22 protein-coding genes and 2 pseudogenes are annotated in these 20,746 nt (G+C 72.2%); 15 read left to right on the top strand and 9 right to left on the bottom strand.

Annotated features, from left to right (window positions below; all coding sequences use genetic code 11):
- Positions 1-389: 389 nt before the first annotated feature.
- Positions 390-1,082, bottom strand: a complete 693-nt coding sequence (locus tag M8J73_RS11495) for a GNAT family N-acetyltransferase (RefSeq protein WP_055538128.1) — start codon at positions 1,080-1,082, stop codon at positions 390-392.
- 380 nt (positions 1,083-1,462) lie between these two features.
- Positions 1,463-1,654, bottom strand: a pseudogene (locus tag M8J73_RS11490) (ATP-binding protein); the annotation flags it as partial.
- A 203-nt stretch (positions 1,655-1,857) separates the two neighbouring features.
- On the opposite strand from M8J73_RS11490, the gene M8J73_RS11485 reads away from it, so the two are divergent.
- Together M8J73_RS11485 and M8J73_RS11480 are read left to right on the top strand one after the other, a co-directional pair.
- The gene (locus tag M8J73_RS11485) at positions 1,858-3,036 is read left to right on the top strand and encodes a hypothetical protein (protein WP_249828573.1); all 1,179 of its coding nucleotides are present in this window, start codon (positions 1,858-1,860) and stop codon (positions 3,034-3,036) included.
- A gap of 56 nt (positions 3,037-3,092) precedes the next feature.
- Positions 3,093-3,821 carry a hypothetical protein gene (locus M8J73_RS11480; protein ID WP_249828572.1) on the top strand — a complete coding sequence of 243 codons (729 nt, stop codon included), beginning with the start codon at positions 3,093-3,095 and terminating at the stop codon, positions 3,819-3,821.
- A 20-nt stretch (positions 3,822-3,841) separates the two neighbouring features.
- On the opposite strand, the gene M8J73_RS11475 is transcribed toward M8J73_RS11480, so the two are convergent.
- Positions 3,842-4,342 (bottom strand): ATP-binding protein, encoded by a 501-nt coding sequence (locus tag M8J73_RS11475; RefSeq protein WP_055537100.1) that lies wholly within the window; start codon positions 4,340-4,342, stop codon positions 3,842-3,844.
- 158 nt (positions 4,343-4,500) lie between these two features.
- Here M8J73_RS11475 and M8J73_RS11470 point away from each other — a divergent pair, with 158 nt between their 5' ends.
- Genes M8J73_RS11470 through M8J73_RS11455 form a run of 4 tightly spaced genes read left to right on the top strand, consistent with a single transcriptional unit; the run spans position 4,501 to position 6,307 of the window.
- Complete coding sequence (locus M8J73_RS11470) at positions 4,501-5,352, top strand: helix-turn-helix domain-containing protein (RefSeq protein WP_055537101.1); 852 nt, start codon at positions 4,501-4,503, stop codon at positions 5,350-5,352.
- Positions 5,349-5,615, top strand: a complete 267-nt coding sequence (locus M8J73_RS11465; RefSeq protein ID WP_249828571.1) for a DUF397 domain-containing protein — start codon at positions 5,349-5,351, stop codon at positions 5,613-5,615. Before M8J73_RS11470 ends, M8J73_RS11465 begins: the two co-directional genes overlap by 4 nt.
- Before the next feature lie 24 nt (positions 5,616-5,639).
- A complete protein-coding gene (locus M8J73_RS11460; RefSeq protein ID WP_249828570.1) occupies positions 5,640-5,915 on the top strand; it encodes a hypothetical protein in 276 nt (91 codons plus the stop codon).
- Complete coding sequence (locus M8J73_RS11455; protein ID WP_249828569.1) at positions 5,912-6,307, top strand: DNA-binding protein; 396 nt, start codon at positions 5,912-5,914, stop codon at positions 6,305-6,307. The genes M8J73_RS11460 and M8J73_RS11455 overlap by 4 nt, the downstream gene beginning before the upstream one ends.
- A gap of 95 nt (positions 6,308-6,402) precedes the next feature.
- On the opposite strand, the gene M8J73_RS11450 is transcribed toward M8J73_RS11455, so the two are convergent.
- The 3 genes from M8J73_RS11450 to M8J73_RS11440 are packed head-to-tail and all read right to left on the bottom strand — an operon-like array spanning position 6,403 to position 9,541.
- A complete protein-coding gene (locus M8J73_RS11450; RefSeq protein ID WP_055539610.1) occupies positions 6,403-7,242 on the bottom strand; it encodes a sugar phosphate isomerase/epimerase family protein in 840 nt (279 codons plus the stop codon).
- The gene (locus M8J73_RS11445) at positions 7,239-8,393 is read right to left on the bottom strand and encodes a dihydrodipicolinate synthase family protein (RefSeq protein ID WP_249828568.1); all 1,155 of its coding nucleotides are present in this window, start codon (positions 8,391-8,393) and stop codon (positions 7,239-7,241) included. The genes M8J73_RS11450 and M8J73_RS11445 overlap by 4 nt, the downstream gene beginning before the upstream one ends.
- On the bottom strand, positions 8,390-9,541 hold the full coding sequence (locus M8J73_RS11440; protein ID WP_055542848.1) for a Gfo/Idh/MocA family protein: 1,152 nt from the start codon (positions 9,539-9,541) through the stop codon (positions 8,390-8,392). Before M8J73_RS11440 ends, M8J73_RS11445 begins: the two co-directional genes overlap by 4 nt.
- A 318-nt stretch (positions 9,542-9,859) precedes the next feature.
- Here M8J73_RS11440 and M8J73_RS11435 point away from each other — a divergent pair, with 318 nt between their 5' ends.
- The gene (locus tag M8J73_RS11435) at positions 9,860-10,903 is read left to right on the top strand and encodes a LacI family DNA-binding transcriptional regulator (RefSeq protein WP_249828567.1); all 1,044 of its coding nucleotides are present in this window, start codon (positions 9,860-9,862) and stop codon (positions 10,901-10,903) included.
- Between the two features lie 486 nt (positions 10,904-11,389).
- Positions 11,390-11,590, top strand: a complete 201-nt coding sequence (locus M8J73_RS11430) for a CsbD family protein (protein WP_055543264.1) — start codon at positions 11,390-11,392, stop codon at positions 11,588-11,590.
- A 77-nt stretch (positions 11,591-11,667) separates the two neighbouring features.
- On the opposite strand, the pseudogene M8J73_RS11425 reads toward M8J73_RS11430, so the two are convergent.
- Positions 11,668-12,058 (bottom strand): annotated as a pseudogene (locus M8J73_RS11425) (alpha/beta family hydrolase); the annotation flags it as partial.
- Between the two features lie 90 nt (positions 12,059-12,148).
- Between M8J73_RS11425 and M8J73_RS11420 the strand changes: the two are divergent.
- The 7 genes from M8J73_RS11420 to M8J73_RS11390 all read left to right on the top strand — a co-directional run bounded on the left by M8J73_RS11420 (position 12,149) and on the right by M8J73_RS11390 (position 18,051).
- On the top strand, positions 12,149-13,147 hold the full coding sequence (locus M8J73_RS11420; RefSeq protein WP_249828566.1) for an iron-containing redox enzyme family protein: 999 nt from the start codon (positions 12,149-12,151) through the stop codon (positions 13,145-13,147).
- 80 nt (positions 13,148-13,227) lie between these two features.
- Complete coding sequence (locus M8J73_RS11415; RefSeq protein ID WP_249828565.1) at positions 13,228-13,932, top strand: HemK2/MTQ2 family protein methyltransferase; 705 nt, start codon at positions 13,228-13,230, stop codon at positions 13,930-13,932.
- Positions 13,913-14,179, top strand: a complete 267-nt coding sequence (locus M8J73_RS11410) for a CDGSH iron-sulfur domain-containing protein (RefSeq protein ID WP_249828564.1) — start codon at positions 13,913-13,915, stop codon at positions 14,177-14,179. The genes M8J73_RS11415 and M8J73_RS11410 overlap by 20 nt, the downstream gene beginning before the upstream one ends.
- A 30-nt stretch (positions 14,180-14,209) precedes the next feature.
- Positions 14,210-15,736: an FAD-dependent oxidoreductase gene (locus tag M8J73_RS11405; RefSeq protein ID WP_055543184.1), complete on the top strand. Its 1,527-nt coding sequence runs from the start codon at positions 14,210-14,212 to the stop codon at positions 15,734-15,736.
- Positions 15,737-15,837: 101 nt separating this feature from the next.
- Positions 15,838-16,644 carry a sugar phosphate isomerase/epimerase family protein gene (locus M8J73_RS11400; protein ID WP_055543185.1) on the top strand — a complete coding sequence of 269 codons (807 nt, stop codon included), beginning with the start codon at positions 15,838-15,840 and terminating at the stop codon, positions 16,642-16,644.
- Between the two features lie 59 nt (positions 16,645-16,703).
- Positions 16,704-16,856: a hypothetical protein gene (locus M8J73_RS11395; protein WP_157873461.1), complete on the top strand. Its 153-nt coding sequence runs from the start codon at positions 16,704-16,706 to the stop codon at positions 16,854-16,856.
- Positions 16,857-17,100: 244 nt separating this feature from the next.
- Complete coding sequence (locus M8J73_RS11390) at positions 17,101-18,051, top strand: MHYT domain-containing protein (RefSeq protein ID WP_249828563.1); 951 nt, start codon at positions 17,101-17,103, stop codon at positions 18,049-18,051.
- A gap of 162 nt (positions 18,052-18,213) precedes the next feature.
- Here M8J73_RS11390 and M8J73_RS11385 read toward each other — a convergent pair whose 3' ends face one another.
- Complete coding sequence (locus tag M8J73_RS11385; protein WP_249828562.1) at positions 18,214-18,954, bottom strand: Type 1 glutamine amidotransferase-like domain-containing protein; 741 nt, start codon at positions 18,952-18,954, stop codon at positions 18,214-18,216.
- 57 nt (positions 18,955-19,011) lie between these two features.
- Positions 19,012-20,289 carry a 3-phosphoshikimate 1-carboxyvinyltransferase gene (aroA, locus tag M8J73_RS11380; RefSeq protein ID WP_055543369.1) on the bottom strand — a complete coding sequence of 426 codons (1,278 nt, stop codon included), beginning with the start codon at positions 20,287-20,289 and terminating at the stop codon, positions 19,012-19,014.
- Between the last annotated feature and the right edge of the window lie 457 nt (positions 20,290-20,746).

Here is a 20,746-nt window from a genome sequence, read left to right as displayed (position 1 = left end):
AGACGGGGATCCTCCAGGTCACCTGCCATGGCGGGTTCAACCAGCGGTTCAAGATCATCTGACCTGGCCCGCCCGGAGTAGGAGGGCGATGCGGCAGGACCGACGAGCGGCCCTGCCGCATCGCCGCCCAACCGAGGCACCGCAGCGGAGAGAATACGTCGTGGGCTACGCCACCACTCCCGGCAGCCGCACCGACATCTGGAATGGCAACGGCAGCCCCGCGCAGAAGTGGGTCTCGTTCACTCCTCCGCCGTGACGGCGAGTCCATTCCAACCTCTGGCGTCGGCTGGCCAGTCGTCGCCTGCGCGGTTGACCTGCTGCAACGGAGGAAGGAAGCCCCGCCGAACCCACGGGATATTGCACGATAGGCCGGCCGGCGTGAGCCAGTCCTACCTGTTGGAGGGAACCACCGGCCCCCGGGCGATCAGGACGTCGGCTTCGTGGTGCCAGCCCAGGGAGGAGTAGAGGCGCTGGCCTTCCTCACTGGCAATGAGAAGACCGGTACGGGCGCCATGGGCCACGGCGGCTTCAGCCAGAGCGCTCATCATGGCGCGGCCCAGGCCGCGTCGGCGGTGCGCCGGGTCCGTCTCGATGCGATCGGCGATCGCATCGGCGCCGACCACGGCGATGGCGCCGCGCGCTGCAACCTCTCCGGAGGGGCCATGGAGGGAGACGACCGTGACTGCTCCCTCCGTGCGGACCTCGCGCTCGTACGTCGCGGCGGGTGCGTGCTGCGGGTGCTCGGTCAGATCGGTCGTCGTGAACCACTCGGATCGGTGGAGCAACTCCATTCCGGCAGCGCTGACGACGGCTTCGACGGCGCCTGGGCGCAGCGTAGGTACCGTGAGCCAGGTGGTCTGCCTCGCGGCGGCGACGGCTGCCGCCAGCCGTGCCAAGGACTCGGGCTCCTCATCCGCACGCAGCGCGAACACCTCGACCTCACGGCCGGGTTGGTCGCACTTGGACCGCAGGCCGTCCCCAGCGGACTCGACCGGCTCAGCCTCGGGCAGGGAGCGCACCACGGTCCAGCCGCTCAGCCAACGTCGTATCAGCCCTGATTCGTCATCACTCTGCGTATTCACTAGCCGAGGGGTGTGCCCCAACAACAGGTCTCGGGTCTTTGGAGGAGACCGGAGACGGCCAGAAGGGCGGTGGGCAGGACAGTGCGGATACGCATGGCCCTCCCTGTGGATGTGAGTGGAGTGGGAGTCGGGACGATCTCTTCCGGGTTTCACGCGAAGCCCCGTCGGTCGGCCGCTTTCTGACTCCGAGCCCAGGAAGCGGCCCCGCAGAAAGGGCTGGAGTCGATCTGTATCCGGTCGACCTGTCTACCCATAGCTGCTGACCCGCGGAAACGCCGCTCATTGAGCGCGGTGGCGCATCGTGACCGGCAAGTGAGGAGACCGGCAATCGCGCGGCAGGGGCACGATGCGGGCGGCCAACCCCGTCTCTTCACCGGCCTGCGCGACGGAATCCGCCGCACCAGCGAGGCCCAGCCGGGCAGATCGATCTCCACGAGGACCGTCTTGCCCGGCGGGTCGCGGTCGACGATCTCCCAGCGGTCGCGGAGCGCGTCGACGAGGGCCAGGCCGCGCCCGTTCTCCGCCAGCGGGCACGCCTGCCGTACGGCGCCGGGGCCGGGCGGCAGGCGTTCGGCGATCAGCGCGTTCGGCGATCAGCGCGGCCGGGACCGCAACCGAAGTTGAAGGATGCACTGTTCGAGGAGTCCGAGCCGCACGGGCTGACGAGCGGGCAGCGGGTGGACGGAAGACAATGGAAGAGGCGACGTCCGAGGCCCATGGCCTGCCAGGAGCCTGCCGCCCCACCTCTTTGTCACACCTTCACCTTTCTCGGCTGATGCACTCCGCCCCAGAATTCGCTCTGCGAGCGCTGACCGCCCTGCTGATGAGCATCGCGATCGCGTGGGGGCCGACGGCTCTCTTCCCGCCGGGTGCCGTGGCCCAGCCGGCACCGATAACTCTCACCCCGGACAAGGGACCGCCGAAGACCCCGGTGACGATCGGCTTCGACGCCTGCACCGATGAGACACCGCATCCGGAGACCTCGCCCGATGAGTCCCCGGACTCGACCCCGCACACGCCGCCGGAGACGACCCCGGACGAGGAGGGGGACCTGGAGCTCGGACTGTCCGAGGCCAGGGCTGAGGCGGCCGGGGCACCGCGGGCCGCCTCCATCAGGAGGATCACCTGGAACGGCAGGACCATAGGCAAGGGCACCTCATTCGTCGTGCCGGCCACGGCGAAACCGGGCAAGTACACCGTCACGGCGTACTGCAGCAACGATGACACGGGATCAAAGACGTTCACGGTGACGGAACCCGAGGAGAGGGACCGCGATCTCACGCTGGCCCCCGACAAGGGCCCGCCCAGGACGAAAGTCACGGCAACAGGTTCCGGCTTCAACTGCTTCGACGTGACCCTGGAGTGGGACGACGGCACCCGGCTCACCACCACCGGTGTCACCGACGAAACCTTCGAGACGACATTCTCCGTTCCGGCCGACGCGAGCGCGAAGAAGCACCCCGTACAGGCCAAGTGCACGAAATACCCCGAGTGGTACGCCGAGGACGATTTCGAGGTGACCGACGAAGAGACGAACGGGAACACCACCAGCAACCAGACCGAAGGCAACACCACGGACGGCAACAGCACAGACGGCACAACCACAGACGGCAACACGAACGGGGACACCGACGGCGCCGGGAACAGCAGTGGGAACGGCACGAACGACGGAGGCGTCGGCGGCGGAAGCGGCGACGGTGACACGGCGGTGCCCGTCGCATGGGTCGTCGGGCCCTCCGCCTTCGCCGCCCTGCTGCTCGTCGCCCTTCTGTTCTCCCTGCTGAGCCACCGCCACCGCGGTGTGCGCTGGGTCCACGACCATCTGCGTGCGGCGCTGCGCTCGGGCTCCGGCGCCGGGACGGCCGCGCTGCGCCGACGCCGCGACGGCGATTCACCGGACCGGAGCGTCCGGTTGGAACCCCATTCCGACCCCGGCGACCAACGCCTCAACTGAACGGCCCACGGCGCCCCGGAGGGCCGCCGCACCGAGAACCCCGCGGAGGTGACGCCATGACCGCGCCCGCACCGGCACCACCGTTCACCGTCCGTTCCTTCCTCCTCGGCCCCGACTGTCCCGATCCGGCGGGCGCGCTGACCGACCCGCTCCACGGCAGCGGTACGACCCGGCGGCTCCTCGGCGACACGGGCCGCCCTCTGACGCCGGCGGGCGACCGGGCCGTGGAGCAGGAAGTGGCGGGCTCCATCGACTCCTTCCTCTCCCTCGACGTCTTCGACGTGGCCGCCGGCGGCTGGCGGCGGCACGTGGCCCTGACCGACGCCGCGCACCGCACCCGCGCCGTCCCCGGCAGCGAGGAGGTCGTCGCGCTGGCGAACCACGAGATCGCGTCCAAGCACCGCCCGTACGTCGACGTCTTCCTGGACGGCGCCAAGGTCGGCACCCTCGACATCTGGCTCGACCTGATCTTCCACATCAACGGGCTCGTCGCGGTCGTGCGCGACGCCCACCTCGTCGCCATCCGCAGCGGGGAGTGCGTCCTGGACGCCCGGCTCGCCGTCCAGCAGCTCCTTCTCGCCGAACGCCAGGGCCGCCTCGACCTCCCCGGCATCTGGCACCTCCACTCCCCGCTCCCCCTGCTCCAGGAGCAGCCGGCGCCGGCCTCTCCACCACCGCCGCCCCAAGGGCCACGGCAGCCCCCGCCACCACCGCCCCCGCCACCCACGCGGGCCGAGGCCCCCACCCGTGTCCTCAACCGGCCCGACCGGAACGTCCGGTACTGACAGGCATGCGGCGGCGCTCTCTAACTGCGTCTCTTCGGCGGCCTCGCCACCGCCAGCCGCCGCATCAACGCCAGCCAGCCCGGTACGTCGATCTCCACCAGCACGGTCTTGCCGGGCGGCGTCCGCTCCCGGACCTCCCACCGGTCGGCCAGCGCCTCGACGAGCGCCATCCCCCGCCCCGACTCGTCCAGCGGACCGGCGGCGCGTACGGCACCGGGGTCCGGTGGCCGGCCGTCGCCCCGTGTGTCGGTGACCTCGATGCGGAGCGAGCCGGTGGGCAGGGACAGGCGCAGCTCAAAGTCCCGTCCGGGCACGCGGCCGTGGGTCACCGCGTTCGCCGCGAGTTCCGCGACGACGACGGCCGCGCGCTCGGAGACGTCGGAGCCGTACGGGATGCCCCAGGCGTTCAGGGCGGTCAGCGTCGTGCGTCTCGCGAGACGGGCGCCGAGCGGGGTCGAGCTGAAGCGGCGCGTGAACGAGGGCGCCGTGGCAGTGCGTCGAGCAGCGGGCGGTGCGGTCATGCCCAACAATCTGGCCGCGGCTGGGGCCGTTTGGCCACCGGAACGCCGCGTACGCTCACGCAGCGTACGCCGTGACTCGCTGGACAGTATTGGTGACGTGACGTGACGATGTGCGTTGAGCGGTGTGGTCTGGTGGGCGGGCGCGCGGGAGGTGGCCGATGGGGGCCGACAGCAGCGATGTGGCGGTACTGGGCGGGAGCGGCGAGCCGGAAGTCTCCGACAGTCTGCGGACGTTCGGAGCGATGGTCCAGGCCCTGCGCGAGCACGCGGGCCTGGGCCGGGAGCAGTTGGCCGAGTCCATCGGCTACTCCAAGCACATGGTGGCCTCAGTGGAACAGGGCCGCCGCATGCCGGACACGGCGTTCGTGGAGGGGGTCGACCGGGCGCTGGGAGGGACGCGGGCGCTGCTCGCGGCGGCACAGCACCTGGGGCGCCAGCCGGGATTGGCGGCGTGGTTCCGGAAGTGGGCGCGGTTGGAGGCGACGGCGATCACCCTTTACACGTACGAGTGCCGCATGATTCCGGGCTTGTTGCAGTCGGAGGCGTACGCGAGGGCTCTGTTCGAGGATCGGCTGCCGCTCCTGACCGACGACGAGATCGAGGCGCAGTGGACGGCTCGGGCGGAACGACAGCGGCTGTTGCGGGAGCGGCCGAACACGGCGTTCAGCTTCATCCTGGAAGAGCAGCTGTTTCTGCGGCAGACGGGAGGAGGCGAAGTCACACGTGAACTCCTCGACCACGTGCTGAAGATCGCCGATCAGCGGAACGTGGAGATCCAGGTCATGCCCCTCCTCCGCGAGTCACATGCCGGGCTGGCTGGTCCCATCCGGTTGCTTGAGACCCCCGAGAACCGCTGGTTCGCCTACTGCGAAGGCCAGCGTGGCGGGATGCTGGTCGTCGACGCGAAGGAGATCAGCATCCTGCAAAGCCGGTATGCCAGGATGCGTTCACAGGCACTGACTATCCCGGACTCGGTGAGCCTGTTGCAGCGGATGCGAGGGGACCTATGAGCACCAGCGAACTGTCCTGGTTCAAAAGCAGCTACAGCAGCGGCGACGGCGACGACTGCGTAGAGGTCGCCCTCTCCTGGCGCAAGTCGAGCTACAGCAGCAGCGGCGACGGTGACTGCGTCGAAATAGCCACCACCCCCCACACCATCCACGTCCGCGACTCCAAAAACCCCACCGGCCCCACCCTCACCCTCTCCCCCGCCGCCTGGACAGAATTCGTCTGCCACTCGGCCCAGCGCCGCAGCTCCGGCCGCACGTTCTAATAGAAGTTTTGTTAGATTGGGGCCGTGAGTGAGCACGCCTACGGGCCCGGTGAGGGGCCCACGAAATCCGTGTCCGTCTCCGTCCACGAGGGCACCATCGCGGCCGTCCGGACCAGGGTCGGCAAGCGCGGCATCTCCGCGTACGTGGAAGCCGCTGTCCAGCGCCAGATCGAGCGCGACCAGCTCGACGAACTGATCGCCGCGAACGAGGAGCTCCACGGCCCCCTCACCCCGGAGGAGATCGACGCGGCCGAACGCGAGATGTTCGGTGATGGCCAAGGCGACCGGGCCGTGGCATGAGCGGCACCTGGGTTCTCGACAGCGAGGCCCTCTCCCTCTATCTGCGGGCCGACCGCACCATGACCGCCAGGCTCGCCGCCGCACGCAAGCGTGACGTGCGGGTGATCACCAGCGCGGCAACGATCGTCGAAGCCGACCCGCAGGGTGTCCACACGGCCCGCCTCGCCTGGGCCCTCTCCAGGCTGGTGGTGGAGCCGGTCACCAAGGACACCGCCCAGGAGGCCCTCGCACGGATGAAGCACAGCGGGAGGACCGGCGGACACAAGTACGCCCTGGACGCGATCGTCGCCGCCACCGCTCGCGCGGCCCGGCCCCCCGTCACCGTACTCACCTCCGACCTCGACGACCTCAAGCCGCTCTGCGGCAAGCAGGTCGACGTCAGGCAGGTCTGATCCGGGGTCGCGCCGGCCCCGCCACATTCGCGTGGCGCCGCCGTTCGGTCCCCGGGGTCTTCTCCGTGTCCCCGGGAACCGAACGGCGGCCCGCTTCAGCCCGCGTGTTCCACGAACCGCTGCGCCGTCTGCGCGAGCAGCGCGCGCCCGTCGCCCGCCCACAGCTCGTCGTTGAACAGCTCGACCTCGATGGGGCCCGTGTAGCCCGCGGCCTCCACGTAACCCTTCCACTCCCGCATGTCGATCGCGCCGTCGCCGATCTGGCCGCGGCCGGTCAGGACGCCCGCCGGGAGCGGGGTGATCCAGTCGGCGAGCTGGAACGTGTGGATGCGGCCGCCGGCGCCCGCGCGGGCGATCGCCGCGGGGGCCGTGTCGTCCCACCAGATGTGGTACGTGTCGACCGTCACGCCCACCTGGTCCGCCGGGAAGCGTTCCGCGATGTCCAGGGCCTGCGAGAGCGTCGACACCACGCAGCGGTCCGAGGCGAACATCGGGTGCAGCGGCTCGATGGCGAGGCGGACGCCGTTCGACGCCGCGTACGGGCCCAGTTCGGACAGGGCGTCCGCGATGCGCTCCCGCGCCCCGTGGAGGTCCTTCGAGCCCTGCGGGAGACCGCCCGAGACCAGGACCAGCGTGTCCGTGCCGAGCGTGGCCGCCTCGTCGATCGCCTTGCGGTTGTCGGCGAGGGCCGTCGCCCGCTCGGCCGGGTCGATCGCCGTGAAGAAGCCGCCCCGGCAGAGGGTCGTGACCGTCAGGCCCGCGTCGCGGACCAGCTTGGCCGTCGCCTCCAGGCCGAACTCGGCCACCGGCTCGCGCCAGAGGCCCACGCCGGGGATGCCCAGCTCCACGCAGCCGGCGACCAGGTCCGGCATCGACAGCTGCTTCACCGTCATCTGGTTGATGGAGAAGCGTTCCAGTCCGGTACTCGCGCTCACTGGGTCACCCCGTACACCGCCAGGAGGTTCTTCATCCGGGTCTCCGCCAGCGCCGGGTCCGGGAACAGGCCCAGGCCGTCGGCGAGTTCGTACGCCCGCGCGAAGTGCGGGAGGGAGCGGGCCGACTGGAGGCCGCCGACCATCGTGAAGTGCTCCTGGTGGCCCGACAGCCACGCCAGGAACACCACGCCCGTCTTGTAGAAGCGGGTCGGGGTCTGGAAGAGGTGGCGGGACAACTCGACGGTCGGGTCCAGAAGTGCGCGGAAGCCCTTCACGTCGCCCGTGTCGAGGACGCGGACCGCCTCCGCCGCCAGCGGGCCCAGCGGGTCGAAGATGCCGAGGAGGGCGTGGCTGAAGCCCTTCTCGTCGCCCGCGATCAGCTCGGGGTAGTTGAAGTCGTCACCCGTGTAGCAGCGGACCCCGCTCGGGAGCCTGCGGCGGATGTCGATCTCCCGCTGGGCGTCCAGGAGCGAGACCTTGATGCCGTCGACCTTGTCCGGGTGGGCCGCGATGACCTCCAGGAAGGTCTCCGTGGCCGCGTCCAGGTCGGACGAGCCCCAGTAGCCCTCCAGCGCCGGGTCGAACATGGGGCCCAGCCAGTGCAGGACGACCGGCTCGGCGGCCTGGCGCAGCAGGTGGCCGTAGACCTCCAGGTAGTCCTCGGGGCCCTGCGCGGCGGCGGCGAGTGCCCGCGAGGCCATCAGGATCGCCTGGGCGCCCGACTCCTCGACGAGCGCCAGCTGCTCCTCGTACGCCTTGCGGATCTCCGGCAGGGAGGCCGGGCCCACGAGCTGGTCGGTGCCCACACCGCAGGCGATCCGGCCGCCGACCGCCTTCGCCTCGGCCGCGCTGCGGCGGATCAGCTCCGCCGCGCCCGCCCAGTCGAGGCCCATGCCGCGCTGGGCGGTGTCCATCGCCTCGGCGACGCCGAGCCCGTGCGACCACAGGTGGCGGCGGAAGGCGAGGGTCGCCTCCCAGTCGACGGCCGCCGGGGAGTCCGGGGACACGTCGGCGAAGGGGTCGGCGACGACGTGCGCCGCCGAGAAGACCGTGCGGAAGGTGAAGGGGGCGCCCGTCGTCAGGGCCAGGGGTTCGGGGCGGGGGGTGTAGGTCTTCAGCCCGCCCGCGCCGTCGGGGAGTCGGATCGTCACAGCTGGATCTCCGGTACGTCGAGGCGGCGGCCCTCGGCCGAGGACTTCAGGCCCAGCTCGGCGAGCTGGACGCCGCGGGCGCCGGCCAGCAGGTCCCAGTGGTAGGGCGCGTCGGCGTACACGTGCTTGAGGAACAGCTCCCACTGCGCCTTGAAGCCGTTGTCGAACTCGGCGTTGTCGGGGACCTCCTGCCACTGGTCGCGGAACGAGTAGGTGGCGGGGATGTCGGGGTTCCACACCGGCTTCGGGGTGGCGCTGCGGTGCTGGACGCGGCAGTTGCGCAGGCCCGCGACCGCCGAGCCCTCCGTGCCGTCGACCTGGAACTCCACCAGCTCGTCACGGTTGACGCGCACGGCCCAGGAGGAGTTGATCTGGGCGATCGCGCCGCCGTCCAGCTCGAAGATCCCGTACGCGGCGTCGTCGGCCGTGGCGTCGTACGGCTTGTCCTGCTCGTCCCAGCGCTGCGGGATGTGGGTGGCGGTGAGGGCCTGCACGGACTTCACGCGGCCGAACAGCTCGTGGAGCACGTACTCCCAGTGCGGGAACATGTCGACGACGATGCCGCCGCCGTCCTCCGCGCGGTAGTTCCAGGAGGGGCGCTGGGCCTCCTGCCAGTCGCCCTCGAAGACCCAGTAGCCGAACTCGCCGCGGATGGAGAGGATGCGGCCGAAGAAGCCGCCGTCGATGAGCCTCTTCAGCTTCAGCAGGCCGGGCAGGAACAGCTTGTCCTGGACGACGCCGTGCTTGATGCCGACGGCGTGGGCGAGGCGGGCCAGCTCCAGGGCGCCCTCCAGGCCCGTGGCCGTGGGCTTCTCCGTGTAGATGTGCTTGCCGGCCGCGATCGCCTTCTTCAGGGCCTCCTCGCGGGCGGAGGTGACCTGGGCGTCGAAGTAGATGTCCACCGTGTCGTCGGCGAGGACCGCGTCCACGTCCGTGGACCAGTGTTCCAGGCCGTGCTGCTCGGCCATCGCCTTCAGCGCGTGCTCACGCCGGCCGACGAGGATCGGCTCGGGCCACAGGACTGTGCCGTCGCCGAGGTCGAGTCCGCCCTGCTCGCGGAGGGCGAGGATCGAGCGGACGAGGTGCTGGCGGTACCCCATGCGCCCCGTCACGCCGTTCATGGCGATCCGTACGGTCTTGCGTGTCACGGCCGATCCCTTCGTGTTGTCTGCGTCGCTGACTTGTTCGTTCTGGTGCGTACGCGTCCGGCGCCGCGTACGCCCGGGGACCCGTGAAGAGGTGAGCGTGACAGCAAGCGCTTTCTATCTAGTGAGAAGCTAGCCTCTGAGCAGCGGTCCGGACAAGACCGTAGGGGGTTCGAGTTGTTCGAGGGGGCGAACGGTGATCGCGGTCGTATGGTTCCCCGAACGAGCCGCGCCGCCCCGTCCAGGGGCCGTCCGACCCACTGGACGAGCCGCCCGGCTCACGACGACCCGAACGAGACGCTCACCGGAGGCGAGTAAACGATGACAGTGACCCTGGCGGACGTGGCGGCCCGTGCGCAGGTGTCGCCCGCGACCGTCTCCCGGGTGCTCAACGGGAACTATCCGGTGGCCGCGTCCACACGGGAGCGGGTGCTCAAGGCCGTCGACGAGCTGGACTACGTCCTGAACGGGCCCGCCAGCGCCCTCGCCGCCGCCACCTCCGACCTCGTCGGCATCCTGGTGAACGACATCGCCGACCCCTTCTTCGGGATCATGGCCAGCGCCATCCAGAACGAGATCGGCGGGCCGGGCGGGCGCGCGGGCGGGGAGCGGCTGGCCGTGGTGTGCAACACGGGCGGCTCCCCGGAGCGTGAGCTGACGTATCTCACGCTGTTGCAGCGGCAGCGGGCCGCGGCCGTCGTACTGACCGGTGGGGCGATCGAGAATCCCGCGCACCTGAACGCCGTCGGGCACAAGCTGCGGAAGCTGGCGGAGGCCGGGACACGGGTCGTGCTGTGCGGACGGCCGCCCACACCCGAGGCGATCGCGATCACCTTCGACAACCGGGGCGGCGGACAGCTGCTCACCGAGCATCTGATCGGACTGGGGCATCGGCGGCTCGGGTACATCGCCGGACCCGAGGAACGGACCACGACCCGGCACCGTCTGGAGGGGCACCGGGCCGCGCTGGCGGCGGCCGGTATCGAGGACGACGCCAGACGGACCGTGTACGGACGGTACGACCGGCTCTCCGGGTACGAGGCGACGCTGGAGCTGCTGCGGCGCGACCCGACGCTGACGGCGGTCGTCGCCGCGAACGACACGGTCGCGCTGGGCGCGTGCGCGGCGCTGCGCGACTCCGGCCTGCGCATCCCGGACGACGTGTCGGTCGCCGGGTTCGACGACCTCCCGTTCAGCATCGACGCGGTGCCCGCGCTGACGACCGTACGGCTGCCGCTGACGGAGGCCGGGGCGCGTGCGGGACGGATCGCGATGGGGCGCGAGGAAGCGCCGCACGGGGGGATCGCGACGGTACGGGGCGAACTGATGGTCCGGGGCTCGACGGGGGCGCCGCGCGCGGAGTGAGCCGGGCGCAACCCCGCCGTGTGGAGGGCCGGTTGGGCGGCGGGCGCGGCGGCGGGGGCGATGGCGGCCGTGGTGGCGGGTGCGGCCTCGGGCGCGGCGGCGGGCGCGGCGGCAGGCGCGAACTCCGGTCGGGGCGGCCGACCTTGCTCCGCCAAGACCGCGATCAGGGCCGTGGCGTCCCGTGCGGTCGGCTCGGCGGCGCCGGGCAGCGGGGTGGCGTGGTCGGGGTGCGGGTGGCCGGTGTCGCGCACCGCCCTTTGCGGGCAGGCGAGCTGGCGGGTGGCGGCGGGCCCGTCGTCGCGGGCGTCGGGGCCGGACTCGGCGGTCGCCGACTGCCGGTCGCGGCGGGCGTCCGGTCCGGTGGCGCACATCAGTGATCAGCGCCCACCCCAACCCCGCTACGGACAGTGACGCTTCGGATCGCGGGGGTGACGAGTCCGGCTTACGTTGAGGGGGAAAGCTTCACCCCACTCAGGAGGAAACACCATGGTCGCCAAGGACAAGGGCAACATGGACAAGATCAAGGGCAAGGCCAAGGAGATGACCGGCAAGGTCACCGGCGACCGCGAGCAGCAGGTCGAGGGCAAGATGCAGCAGGCCCGTGGCGAGGCGAAGAAGCTCAAGGGCAAGGCCCAGGAGCGCGTCCAGGGCACGCGGCGCACGGCTCCCAAGGGCGAGCGCGTCTGAACGGCGCCGACCGCGCGCGCTCGGCGCACGCCGAGCTGAGCCGGTGAAAGGGGCCCCGCGGCCGCGGGGCCCCTTTCCCGTGCGACCAGGGTCGGCACCCCGGCGCCGAGCAGTTCGTCGGCGCGGGACTTCTCCGGCTTGCCCGGCGGATGCAACGGGAAGCTCGGCGCGAGCACGGCCGCCGCACCGAGTTCCTGCGCGGTACGGCAGACCACCCGGCCCCCGGCGCTGTGCCCGCCCGCCCGCGATCACGGGCAGCCCAGGCCCCGTCAGCGCGGGCCACAGGCCCCGCCGGCCGACGTCCAGGGTCGTCGGCGCGGGTGCGCGCTTCTTGCCGGCCACCCGCCAGGGCTCGACGAGCGCGACGGGCGCGACGGGGCGGGAGCACGCGGCCCCACCACCGGCATGGCCGCGCCGGGGGACCGAACCCCGTCCGAGCCCTGCCCTCACGCCCTCAAAGGCGCGCACCGGTCGTCCCGGCGCAGGTCGCGTGCGGGGGTGCCGCGGAGTGGCCGATCTTCGGGTGACTAAGGACGTGTCCTGGGGTACCCGGCGCGCATGGATGTCCGGTCGGAGGAACCGTCGCTGCCCCAGGGAAGGGGCCCGCTCTCGGATGCCCTCGTGGAGTGCCTGCGAGGGGGCGGGCCGCCGCCCGACGCGTGGGAGGTCGCGGGGGCCGACCCGTTCGGCGAGGATCTGCAGCTCGCGCTGTACCTCTGCTACGAGCTGCACTACCGCGGATTCGCGGGCGTCGCCGACGACCGCGAGTGGGACCCGGAGCTGCTGCGGTTCCGGGCCTCGCTGGAGTGGCCGTTCCTGGAGGCCCTGCGGGCCGTCGCGCCCCGGCACAAGCGTGCCGACGAGGCGCTGGACGATCTGCTCGTGGAACCCGTGAACAACACGGACGGAACCGGCGTCAGCCGGTTCCTCGCGGAGGAGGGCGAGCTGTGGCAGCTGCGGGAGTACGCCGCCCAGCGCTCCCTCTACCACCTGAAGGAGGCCGACCCGCACGCCTGGGTGCTGCCCCGGCTGTGGGGGCGGGCGAAGGCGGGGATGGCCGCCGTGGAGTTCGACGAGTTCGGCGGCGGCCGGGCCGACCGGGTCCACGCCCGGCTCTTCGCCGACCTGATGACGGACCTGGGGCTCGACCCGGCCTACGGCCGCTACGTCAACGTGGCCTGCGCCGAGACTCTCGCCCTGGTGAACCTGATGTCCCTCTTCGGGCTGCACCGGTCCCTGCGCGGCGCCCTCGTCGGCCACTTCGCGACCGTCGAGATCACCTCCTCCCCCGCCTCCCGGCGGCTCGCGAAGGCGATGCGGCGGACGGGGGCGGGTGCCGCCGCCGAGCACTTCTACACCGAGCACGTCGAGGCCGACGCCGTCCACGAGCAGGTCGTACGGCACGAGGTCGTCGCCGGGCTGCTGGCGGAGGAGCCGCACCTGGACGCCGACGTGGCGTTCGGCGTGGACGCCACGAACCATCTGGAGGACGTTCTCGCCGACCGCTTCCTCGACGCCTGGCGGGCCGGCCGGTCCTCGCTGCGGGCGCCCGTCTGACCCCGCTCCCGCACGGCAGCCGTTCGGCACCCGCTCGACCGGCCCCCGCCCCTCTCCCCCACACCCGGAGGCCGAACACCGTGAACCCCCTCTCTCCACCCCTCGCGCTGCCCGGGGTCTACGCCCCGCAGGACGACACCGAGCTGCTGGTGCACGCCCTGGGGCAGGAGTCGCTCGCGCCGCGGGCCCGGGTCCTCGACGTCGGTACGGGCACGGGCGCGGTGGCGCTGGCCGCCGCCCGGCGGGGAGCGCGGGTGACCGCCGTGGACATCTCATGGCGGGCGGTGATCAACACCAAGGTCAACGCCGTGCTCTCGGGGCTGTCGCTGAGCGTCGTCCGGGGGAATCTGCTGGCCCCGGTGTCGGGCCGGTCCTTCGACCTGATCCTGTCCAACCCGCCGTACGTACCGGGACCGGAACCGGAACCGGAGCCCGGCGACGGCGGCACGGGGCGGGCGGCGGCCGTACGGGGTGCCGCGCGGGCCTGGGACGCGGGGTGGGACGGGCGGCTCGTCCTGGACCGGATCTGCCGGGACGCCCCCGCGCTGCTCGCGCCCGGCGGGGTGCTGCTGCTCGTGCAGTCGACGCTGAGCGACGCGGAGCGGACGCTCGCGCAGCTGCGGGCGGCGGGCCTGCGGGCCGAGGTCGTGGACCGCCGGTACGTCGCGTTCGGGCCCGTGCTGCGGTCGCGGAGCACCTGGTTGCGCGACCGGGGGCTGCTCGGGGACGAGGGGGACGAGGAGAAGGAAGAGCTGGTGGTCATCCGTGCCGAACGACCCTGCTGAGCGCCGCCGCATCACCGTCCAGCGCCCCGGCCCGCTGCTGGTCGAGGGCCCCGTCGAGGTCACCACGGAGGACGGGACGACCGTGTCCTCGGACCGCTTCCGCGTGGCCCTGTGCACCTGCCGCCGCAGCCGGATCTACCCCTGGTGCGACACCAGCCACCGGCAGCGCACCGGCGGCGGCGGCGACACCGACCGCCGGCGGCGCACCCCCGACGGCCCACCCGACAGCCCACCCGACCCTCGCTGAGCCCTCCGTCCCGAAGGGAACCCGGCCGCCATGCACACCTACACGGGCAAGCAGAAGTCGTACTGGATCGACACCGCGCCCGAGGCGAGCCCGCACCCGGCGCTCGACAAGGACCTCGTCGTCGACGTCGCCGTGGTGGGCGCCGGCATCGCCGGGATCAGCACGGCGTGGGAACTCGCCCGGACCGGCCGCACCGTGGCGCTGCTGGAGGCCGACCGGGTCGCCGCCGGGGTGACGGGCCACACCACGGCGAAGGTGAGCGCCCTGCACACCCTCGTCTACGACCGGCTGCGCCGCCACCGGGGCGCGGAGGCCGCGCACCTGTACGCGCGGTCGCAGACGGCGGCGATCCGGCACGCCGCCGCGGTGGTGGAGGAACTGGGCATCGCCTGCGACTGGGAGGAGACGGAGGCGTACACGTACGCCGAGGACGAGGGCCGTGTCGACGAGCTGAGGGCCGAGGCGGAGGCGGCGCGGGAGGCCGGACTGCCCGCGTCGTTCGTGACGGAGACGGGCCTGCCGTTCCCGGTGGCGGGGGCGGTACGGGTGGCGGAGCAGGCGCAGTTCCATCCGCGCGCCTATCTCCTCGCGCTCGTCGACGATCTCGTGCGCCAGGGCGGTGTCGTGCATGAGCGGACACGGGTGACCCGGCTCAAGGAGGGCTCGCCTTGCCGGCTGACGACGGAGGCGGGGTTCACGGTGACCGCCGGGGACGTCGTGATCGCCACGCACTACCCGGTGTTCGACCGGGCGCTGCTGTTCACCCGGCTCTCCCCGCGCCGTGAGCTGGTCCTGACCGCGCCGATCCCGGCGGACGCCGACCCGCACGGCATGTACATCACGCAGGAGCAGCGCACCCGTTCCGCGCGCACCGCCCCGTACGGGGAGGGGCGGCGGCTGCTGATCGTCACCGGGGAGCACTTCACGCCGGGCACCGGCAATGTGGAGGAGCGGTTCGAACTGCTCGCCGAGTGGGCCGTCGAACGGTTCGGGACGCTCGACTTCACGCACCGCTGGGCCACCCAGGACAACGACTCCACCGACTCCGTGCCGCTGGTCGGCCCCTTCCACGCGGGCAGCCGGCACACCTGGGTGGCGACCGGGTTCGGCGGCTGGGGCATGAGCAGCGGTGTCATGGCCGGGCGGCTCCTCACCGACCTGATCGACGGGCTGAGGACACCGTGGGCCGACCTGTACGACCCGCGCCGCATCCTCAGCGCGGTACGGGAGGCGCCGAGCTTCCTCATGCACCAGGCGCGGGTCGCCCGGCACTTCGTCGGCGACCGGCTCTCCCCGGCCTCCGACACCTCCTTCGACGCGCTCGCGCCGGGTGACGGGGCGATCGTCCGGGTCGGCGGCCACCACTGCGCGGTCCACCGCGACGACGACGGCATCCTGCACACCCTGTCCGCCCGCTGCACCCACCTGGGCTGCCTCGTCGCCTTCAACCGCGCCGAACGCGCCTGGGAGTGCCCCTGCCACGGCTCCCGCTTCGACCCGGACGGCCGCGTCCTGCAAGGTCCGGCGACGAAGCCGCTGGAACAGCGGGACATCTGACGAGCGCCGGTGTTCCCACGGGGGACGACCCGCGTGACCACCCCGGCGGCGGGCAGCCGCACGACGTACCGACCGACGAACGACGAGTAGGGTCCGAAGACATGAAGCTTGCGTTTTCCACTCTTGGCGTGCCCGGTGTTCCCGTGTCCGAGGTCGTGCGGCTCGCCGCCGGGCACGGCTACCACGGTGTCGAGTTGCGGGCCCACCCCGAGGAGCCGGTGCATCCGGGGATCGGGAGCGCGGAACGGGACCGGGTGGCCGCCGAGTTCAAGGCGGCCGGCGTGGAGATCCTGGGGATCGCCGGGTACGCGAAGGTCGCGGCGCCGGGCGACGACGGGCCCGTGCTCGACGAGATCCGGGACCTGCTCGACCTGGCGCGGGACGTGGGCGCGCCCTTCGTCCGTGTCTTCCCCGGCGGCGACCCGGACGGCGGGCAGAGCACGGAGGAGGCCGACGCGGTCGCGGCCCGGCGGCTCGGCACGGCGGCGGAGGACGCGGCCGACCGCGGGGTGCGCGTCCTGCTGGAGACCCACGACTCGCACCGCACCGGCGCCGACGCCATCCGCGTCCTCGGCCCCGTGGGCCACCGCAGCGTCGGCGCGCTGTGGGACGTCATGCACACCTGGCTGGGCGGCGAGCAGCCCGCCGATTCGTACGCCGCCCTCTCCCCCTTCCTCGGCTACGTCCAGGTCAAGGACATCGCCTCGGCGGAGGACACCACCCCGCTCCCGCTCGGCGCGGGCGCCCTCCCGCTCGGCGAGTGCCTGGACGTGCTCACCCGCAAGGAGTGGGACGGCTGGCTGTGCTGGGAGTACGAGAAGCGGTGGTACGAGACCGCCGCGCCGCTGCCGGAGCTGCTGACGGCGGGCAGGGAGCACCTCACGCGGCTGCTCAACGAGGCGGCCTAGGGTCTCTTGGGAAGGGGCCCTCGGCCCGGACGGCACGACGCTGTACGCGGGCAGCGCCCATGTCCCGTTGCAAGCGGTACGACCTCGACACCACCCGCGCCCTGGCGCGGGTGTGCGCCCGCGCGGGCGGATCTGGACCGAGCCGCTCCCAGTGGCACACGTACGTATCGGACGCCCACACCCCGTACCGCCGGGTGTGCGGAGCCGCGTGAGCGCGCGCGAGAAAAGGGTCGCAACGGAATGCGACGGAACGTAAAACGCTGGCCTGAGCTTGAAGAATCAAGGTTCGCGGGGATTTTGACCGCGAATCAACATCGAGCCAGACAAAGCCGATCACCCCGCGAGCCAATACCGACAGTAACTCGCGGAAAACGGAGCGCCTCGGCCTTTGCTTATCGCAGACTTACCTCCCGCTATTAGCGCATCAACTGGCCGAGCTCTGGGGGGATTTGGCATATGCAAGGCACGGTCGACGGATTCAGCTACGGCGCGGTCACCCCGGTGGCCGCCTACATCATGGCGTGCCTCGGCGCGGCGCTGGGACTGCGCTGCGTCGTCAGGTCCGTCTACAACGAGCGTTCCTGGAAGCCCGGTTGGCTGGTCCTCGGCGCGGCCTCGATCGGCTGCGGCATCTGGACGATGCACTTCATCGCGATGATCGGCTTCCGGGTCAAGGAGAGCCGGATCCACTACGACGTCACCCTGACCGTCCTGAGCCTCGCCGTGGCGATCGTCGTCGTCGGCATCGGCGTCTTCGCCGTCGGCTACCGGGGCGTCAGCACCGCCACCCTGTGCACCGCCGGCGGCGTCACGGGGCTCGGCGTCGCCGCCATGCACTACCTCGGCATGGCCGCCATCCAGCTCAACGGCTACATCGAGTACGACATCGCCGTCGTCGCCCTGTCGGTCGTCATCGCCATCGTCGCCGCGACCGCCGCGCTCTGGGCGGCCGTGTCCATCAGCGGCTTCCTCACCAGCCTCGGCGCGAGCCTGGTCATGGGGGTCGCGGTGTCCGGCATGCACTACACGGGCATGGCGGCCGTGGGCGTCCAGCTGTACGGCAGGGCCGGTGGCCCGCTGACCGGGGAGTCACCGACGTCGATGCTCCTGCCGATGCTGATCGGTCCGGTCATCTTCCTGGTCCTGGCCGGCGTGGTCATCATGTTCGACCCGCTGCTGGTGCTGGGCGACGGGGAGTGGAGCAAGGGACGCGCGACGACGAACCAGCCGACCCGGGATCGGGTCGCCGCGGGCGGGGGACCGCGCGTACCGGCGGCCTGGCGGGCCGACCGCCCCGACCGCCCCCTCCCCCACCCGGACCCCGACGCGGGCTCCCTGTTCGAACGCCCGACACGACGGGAGAGGGAGCCGGGGGGAACGGCGGGGCCGCGGGTCCAGGAGTGGTGAGTTCGGGGGCGGCGAGGGGTTCAGCGCGGGTGGGCCCTTCAGCTGAAAAGCACGGGGCGCAGCCCCGGGCGCTTTCAGGGGCGCGGGGAACTGCGCGAGAAACCGCCCACCACCCGCACCCGCCACAACCACACGCACCCCCGAGCTACTGGGCGCCCGGCCCTACGCAGACGGCTCAGGCAACAGCCGCGGCTCGACCCGGTCCTCCACCACCCCGTCCCCCTCCCGCCGCACGACGTACGCCCCCTTGCCCGGCACCTCGGAGACCACCTCCGTCAGCTTCGTGCCGTGGTACACGAGGCCCACCCCGTCGTCGGTGCAGTGCGTCTCCGGCAGCGTGCCGTCCGCGACGAGGTCGTGGACGAGGGGGCGGCGGCCGGCGTCGCTGTCGTAGTGGACGCCGTTGCCGTACGGCAGGAACGCCAACGCGTTGGTGACGGGCCGCAGTCGGGGCCCGAAGGAGTCGGTCGTACCGCCCTGGAACCAGCAGATGGAGCCCGCGCTCACCCCGCTGAGGACGACCCCCGCCTCCCAGGCCCGCCGGAACACCGCGTCGAGGCCGTGGACACGCCACACGGCGAGCAGGTTGGCCACCGAGCCGCCCATGACCCAGACGACGTCCTGGTCGAGAACCGCGCCCTCGACGTCCTCGATGTTGGGCATCGGGAACAGCTGGAGCGGGGTGAGGTCGAAGCCCGCCACCCGCGCCGCCTCGCTCATGCGGGCCGTCATGTGCTCGGCGTCGCCGATGGCCGTACCGACGTACATGACCTTCGGGCGACGGCCGTTCACACCCGACAGCTCCACCGCGTGGTGCACGAGGGAGTGGAAACCGACCCAGATGCGGTCCCCCCTGCGGTGGCCGCCCGAGGTGGCGACGATGGTGGGCTCGGTGGCAGTCATGGCCGGGAGATTAGCAAGGCGGGACGGCCCGTCAGCCCTCCACTGCTGTACGGGCGTTCAGTTGGCCGACGGACCGCCGGACAATCCCCGCCGAAGCTCCGCGAACGCCGCCCCGAACTCCGTGTGGAAGTCCGGGAACGTCTTCCGTACGCACCCCGGGTCGTCGAAGGTGATGCCGGGCACCCGCAGTGCCGTCACCGCGAAGGACATGACGATGCGGTGGTCGCCGTACGTCTTGATGTCCGCGCCGGTCGTGGGCGCCCCCGGGCGGATCTCGATCCAGTCGGGCCCGGTGGCGACCTCCACGCCGAGCCGCCGGAGGTTCTCCGCGCAGGCGTCCAGCCGGTCGCACTCCTTGACCCGGGTGTTGGCGACGTCCTCGATGCGGACCGGCCCGGAGGCGAACGGGGCGATCGCGGCGAGGGTCGGCATGGTGTCGGAGATGTCCCGCATGTTGACGGTCAGGCCGCGCAGTTCGCCGGTGCCGCACACGGTCGTCCGGTCGTCCCGTACGTCGACCCGTGCGCCCATCCGCCGCAGGACGTCCACGAAGCGCAGGTCGCCCTGGAGGGCGCCGGCGCCGAGGCCGGGGACGGTGACCTCGGTGCCGGTGAGCGCGGCCGCGGCGAAGAAGTAGCTCGCGGTGGAGGCGTCCGGCTCGACGGCGTAGGTCGTCGCGCGGTAGCCGCCGGGCGCGACCGCGTAGGTGACGCCGGTGCCGTCGTCCTCGCGGCGGACGTCCGCGCCGAACGCCCGCATCATCGCCGTGGTGATCTCGACGTACGGCTCCGACACCAGGTCGGTCACCTTGATTCGGAGGCCGTCGCGGGTGAGCGGGCCGAGCAGCAGCAGGGCGGTGAGGTACTGCGAGGACTGGCCGGCGTCGAGGGTGACGTCGCCGCCGGTCACACCGTTCGCCGTGATCCGCAGCGGGTGGTGGCCCTCGGCCTCCTCGTGCACCAGGTCGACGCCGAGGTCCCGCAGGGCCCGGGTGAGGGGGGCGAGGGGGCGGCGGCGCATCTGGGCGGAGGCGTCGAAGCGGTAGGTGCCGTGGCCTGCGGCGGCCAGGGTGGGCAGGAAGCGGGCGGTGGTGGCGCCGTCCCGGCAGTAGACGTCGGCGGTGGTGACGGCGGGCCCCTGCGGGCGGCCGTCGACCTGCCAGGCGTCCGGGGTCCGGCCCACGCGGTAGCCGAGCCGGGCCAGCCCCTCGGCGAAGCCCTCCGTGTCGTCGGACCGCAGGGGGCGGCTGAGCGTGGTGACTCCGTCGGCGGCGGCCGCGAGGAAGAGGGCGCGGGCGGTGATGGACTTGGAACCGGGGATGTGCACGAGGGGCATGGGGCCATGGTCGCGCCCGACCGCCGCCGCGCGTGGGGGCGTCCGCCAGGTGGACCGGGCGCCCAGTGGCTCGGGGGTGCGCGGTTCGTCGGCGGGTGCGGGTGAGCGGGGGCTGGTCGCGCCCACGCGGCGGAGCCGCATGTGTCACTGCCCCGCGCCCCTGGAGGGACGGGCCTACGGCCCGCCCTCCCCCGGAAGGCGTGGGCCTGACGGCCCCGCCTTCACCCGATGGCGCCGGTGAAAAGCACGGGGCGCAGCCCCGGTCGCTTTTCAGGGGCGCGGGGAACTGCGCGAGAAACCACACACCACCCGCAGACGCCGACGAACCCGAACCCCCTCCCCCTCACGCGCCCCCGCACCCCCACCCCCACCAACTTCCGAAATCCCGCCCCTCCCGGGGAACCCGAACCCACCCCACCCCGTCCAACCCTCACGCTGCCGGGTGAGTCTCCGCAGC

Origin of the sequence: Streptomyces neyagawaensis (assembly GCF_023516595.1) — a bacterium.
In the GTDB taxonomy this organism is placed as follows: domain Bacteria; phylum Actinomycetota; class Actinomycetes; order Streptomycetales; family Streptomycetaceae; genus Streptomyces; species Streptomyces neyagawaensis.
This window is presented reverse-complemented; position numbering and strand designations above follow the sequence as displayed.

Coding starts and splice junctions, on each gene's coding strand:
- M8J73_RS11400 (WP_055543185.1), top strand. CDS start 15,838: ATGAAGCTTGCGTTTTCCACTCTTGGCGTGCCCGGTGTTCCCGTGTCC.
- M8J73_RS11435 (WP_249828567.1), top strand. CDS start 9,860: ATGACAGTGACCCTGGCGGACGTGGCGGCCCGTGCGCAGGTGTCGCCC.
- M8J73_RS11475 (WP_055537100.1), bottom strand. CDS start 4,342: ATGACCGCACCGCCCGCTGCTCGACGCACTGCCACGGCGCCCTCGTTC.
- M8J73_RS11465 (WP_249828571.1), top strand. CDS start 5,349: ATGAGCACCAGCGAACTGTCCTGGTTCAAAAGCAGCTACAGCAGCGGC.
- M8J73_RS11485 (WP_249828573.1), top strand. CDS start 1,858: ATGCACTCCGCCCCAGAATTCGCTCTGCGAGCGCTGACCGCCCTGCTG.
- M8J73_RS11470 (WP_055537101.1), top strand. CDS start 4,501: ATGGGGGCCGACAGCAGCGATGTGGCGGTACTGGGCGGGAGCGGCGAG.
- M8J73_RS11385 (WP_249828562.1), bottom strand. CDS start 18,954: ATGACTGCCACCGAGCCCACCATCGTCGCCACCTCGGGCGGCCACCGC.
- M8J73_RS11390 (WP_249828563.1), top strand. CDS start 17,101: ATGCAAGGCACGGTCGACGGATTCAGCTACGGCGCGGTCACCCCGGTG.
- M8J73_RS11455 (WP_249828569.1), top strand. CDS start 5,912: ATGAGCGGCACCTGGGTTCTCGACAGCGAGGCCCTCTCCCTCTATCTG.
- M8J73_RS11480 (WP_249828572.1), top strand. CDS start 3,093: ATGACCGCGCCCGCACCGGCACCACCGTTCACCGTCCGTTCCTTCCTC.
- M8J73_RS11430 (WP_055543264.1), top strand. CDS start 11,390: ATGGTCGCCAAGGACAAGGGCAACATGGACAAGATCAAGGGCAAGGCC.
- aroA (WP_055543369.1), bottom strand. CDS start 20,289: ATGCCCCTCGTGCACATCCCCGGTTCCAAGTCCATCACCGCCCGCGCC.
- M8J73_RS11405 (WP_055543184.1), top strand. CDS start 14,210: ATGCACACCTACACGGGCAAGCAGAAGTCGTACTGGATCGACACCGCG.
- M8J73_RS11420 (WP_249828566.1), top strand. CDS start 12,149: ATGGATGTCCGGTCGGAGGAACCGTCGCTGCCCCAGGGAAGGGGCCCG.
- M8J73_RS11395 (WP_157873461.1), top strand. CDS start 16,704: ATGTCCCGTTGCAAGCGGTACGACCTCGACACCACCCGCGCCCTGGCG.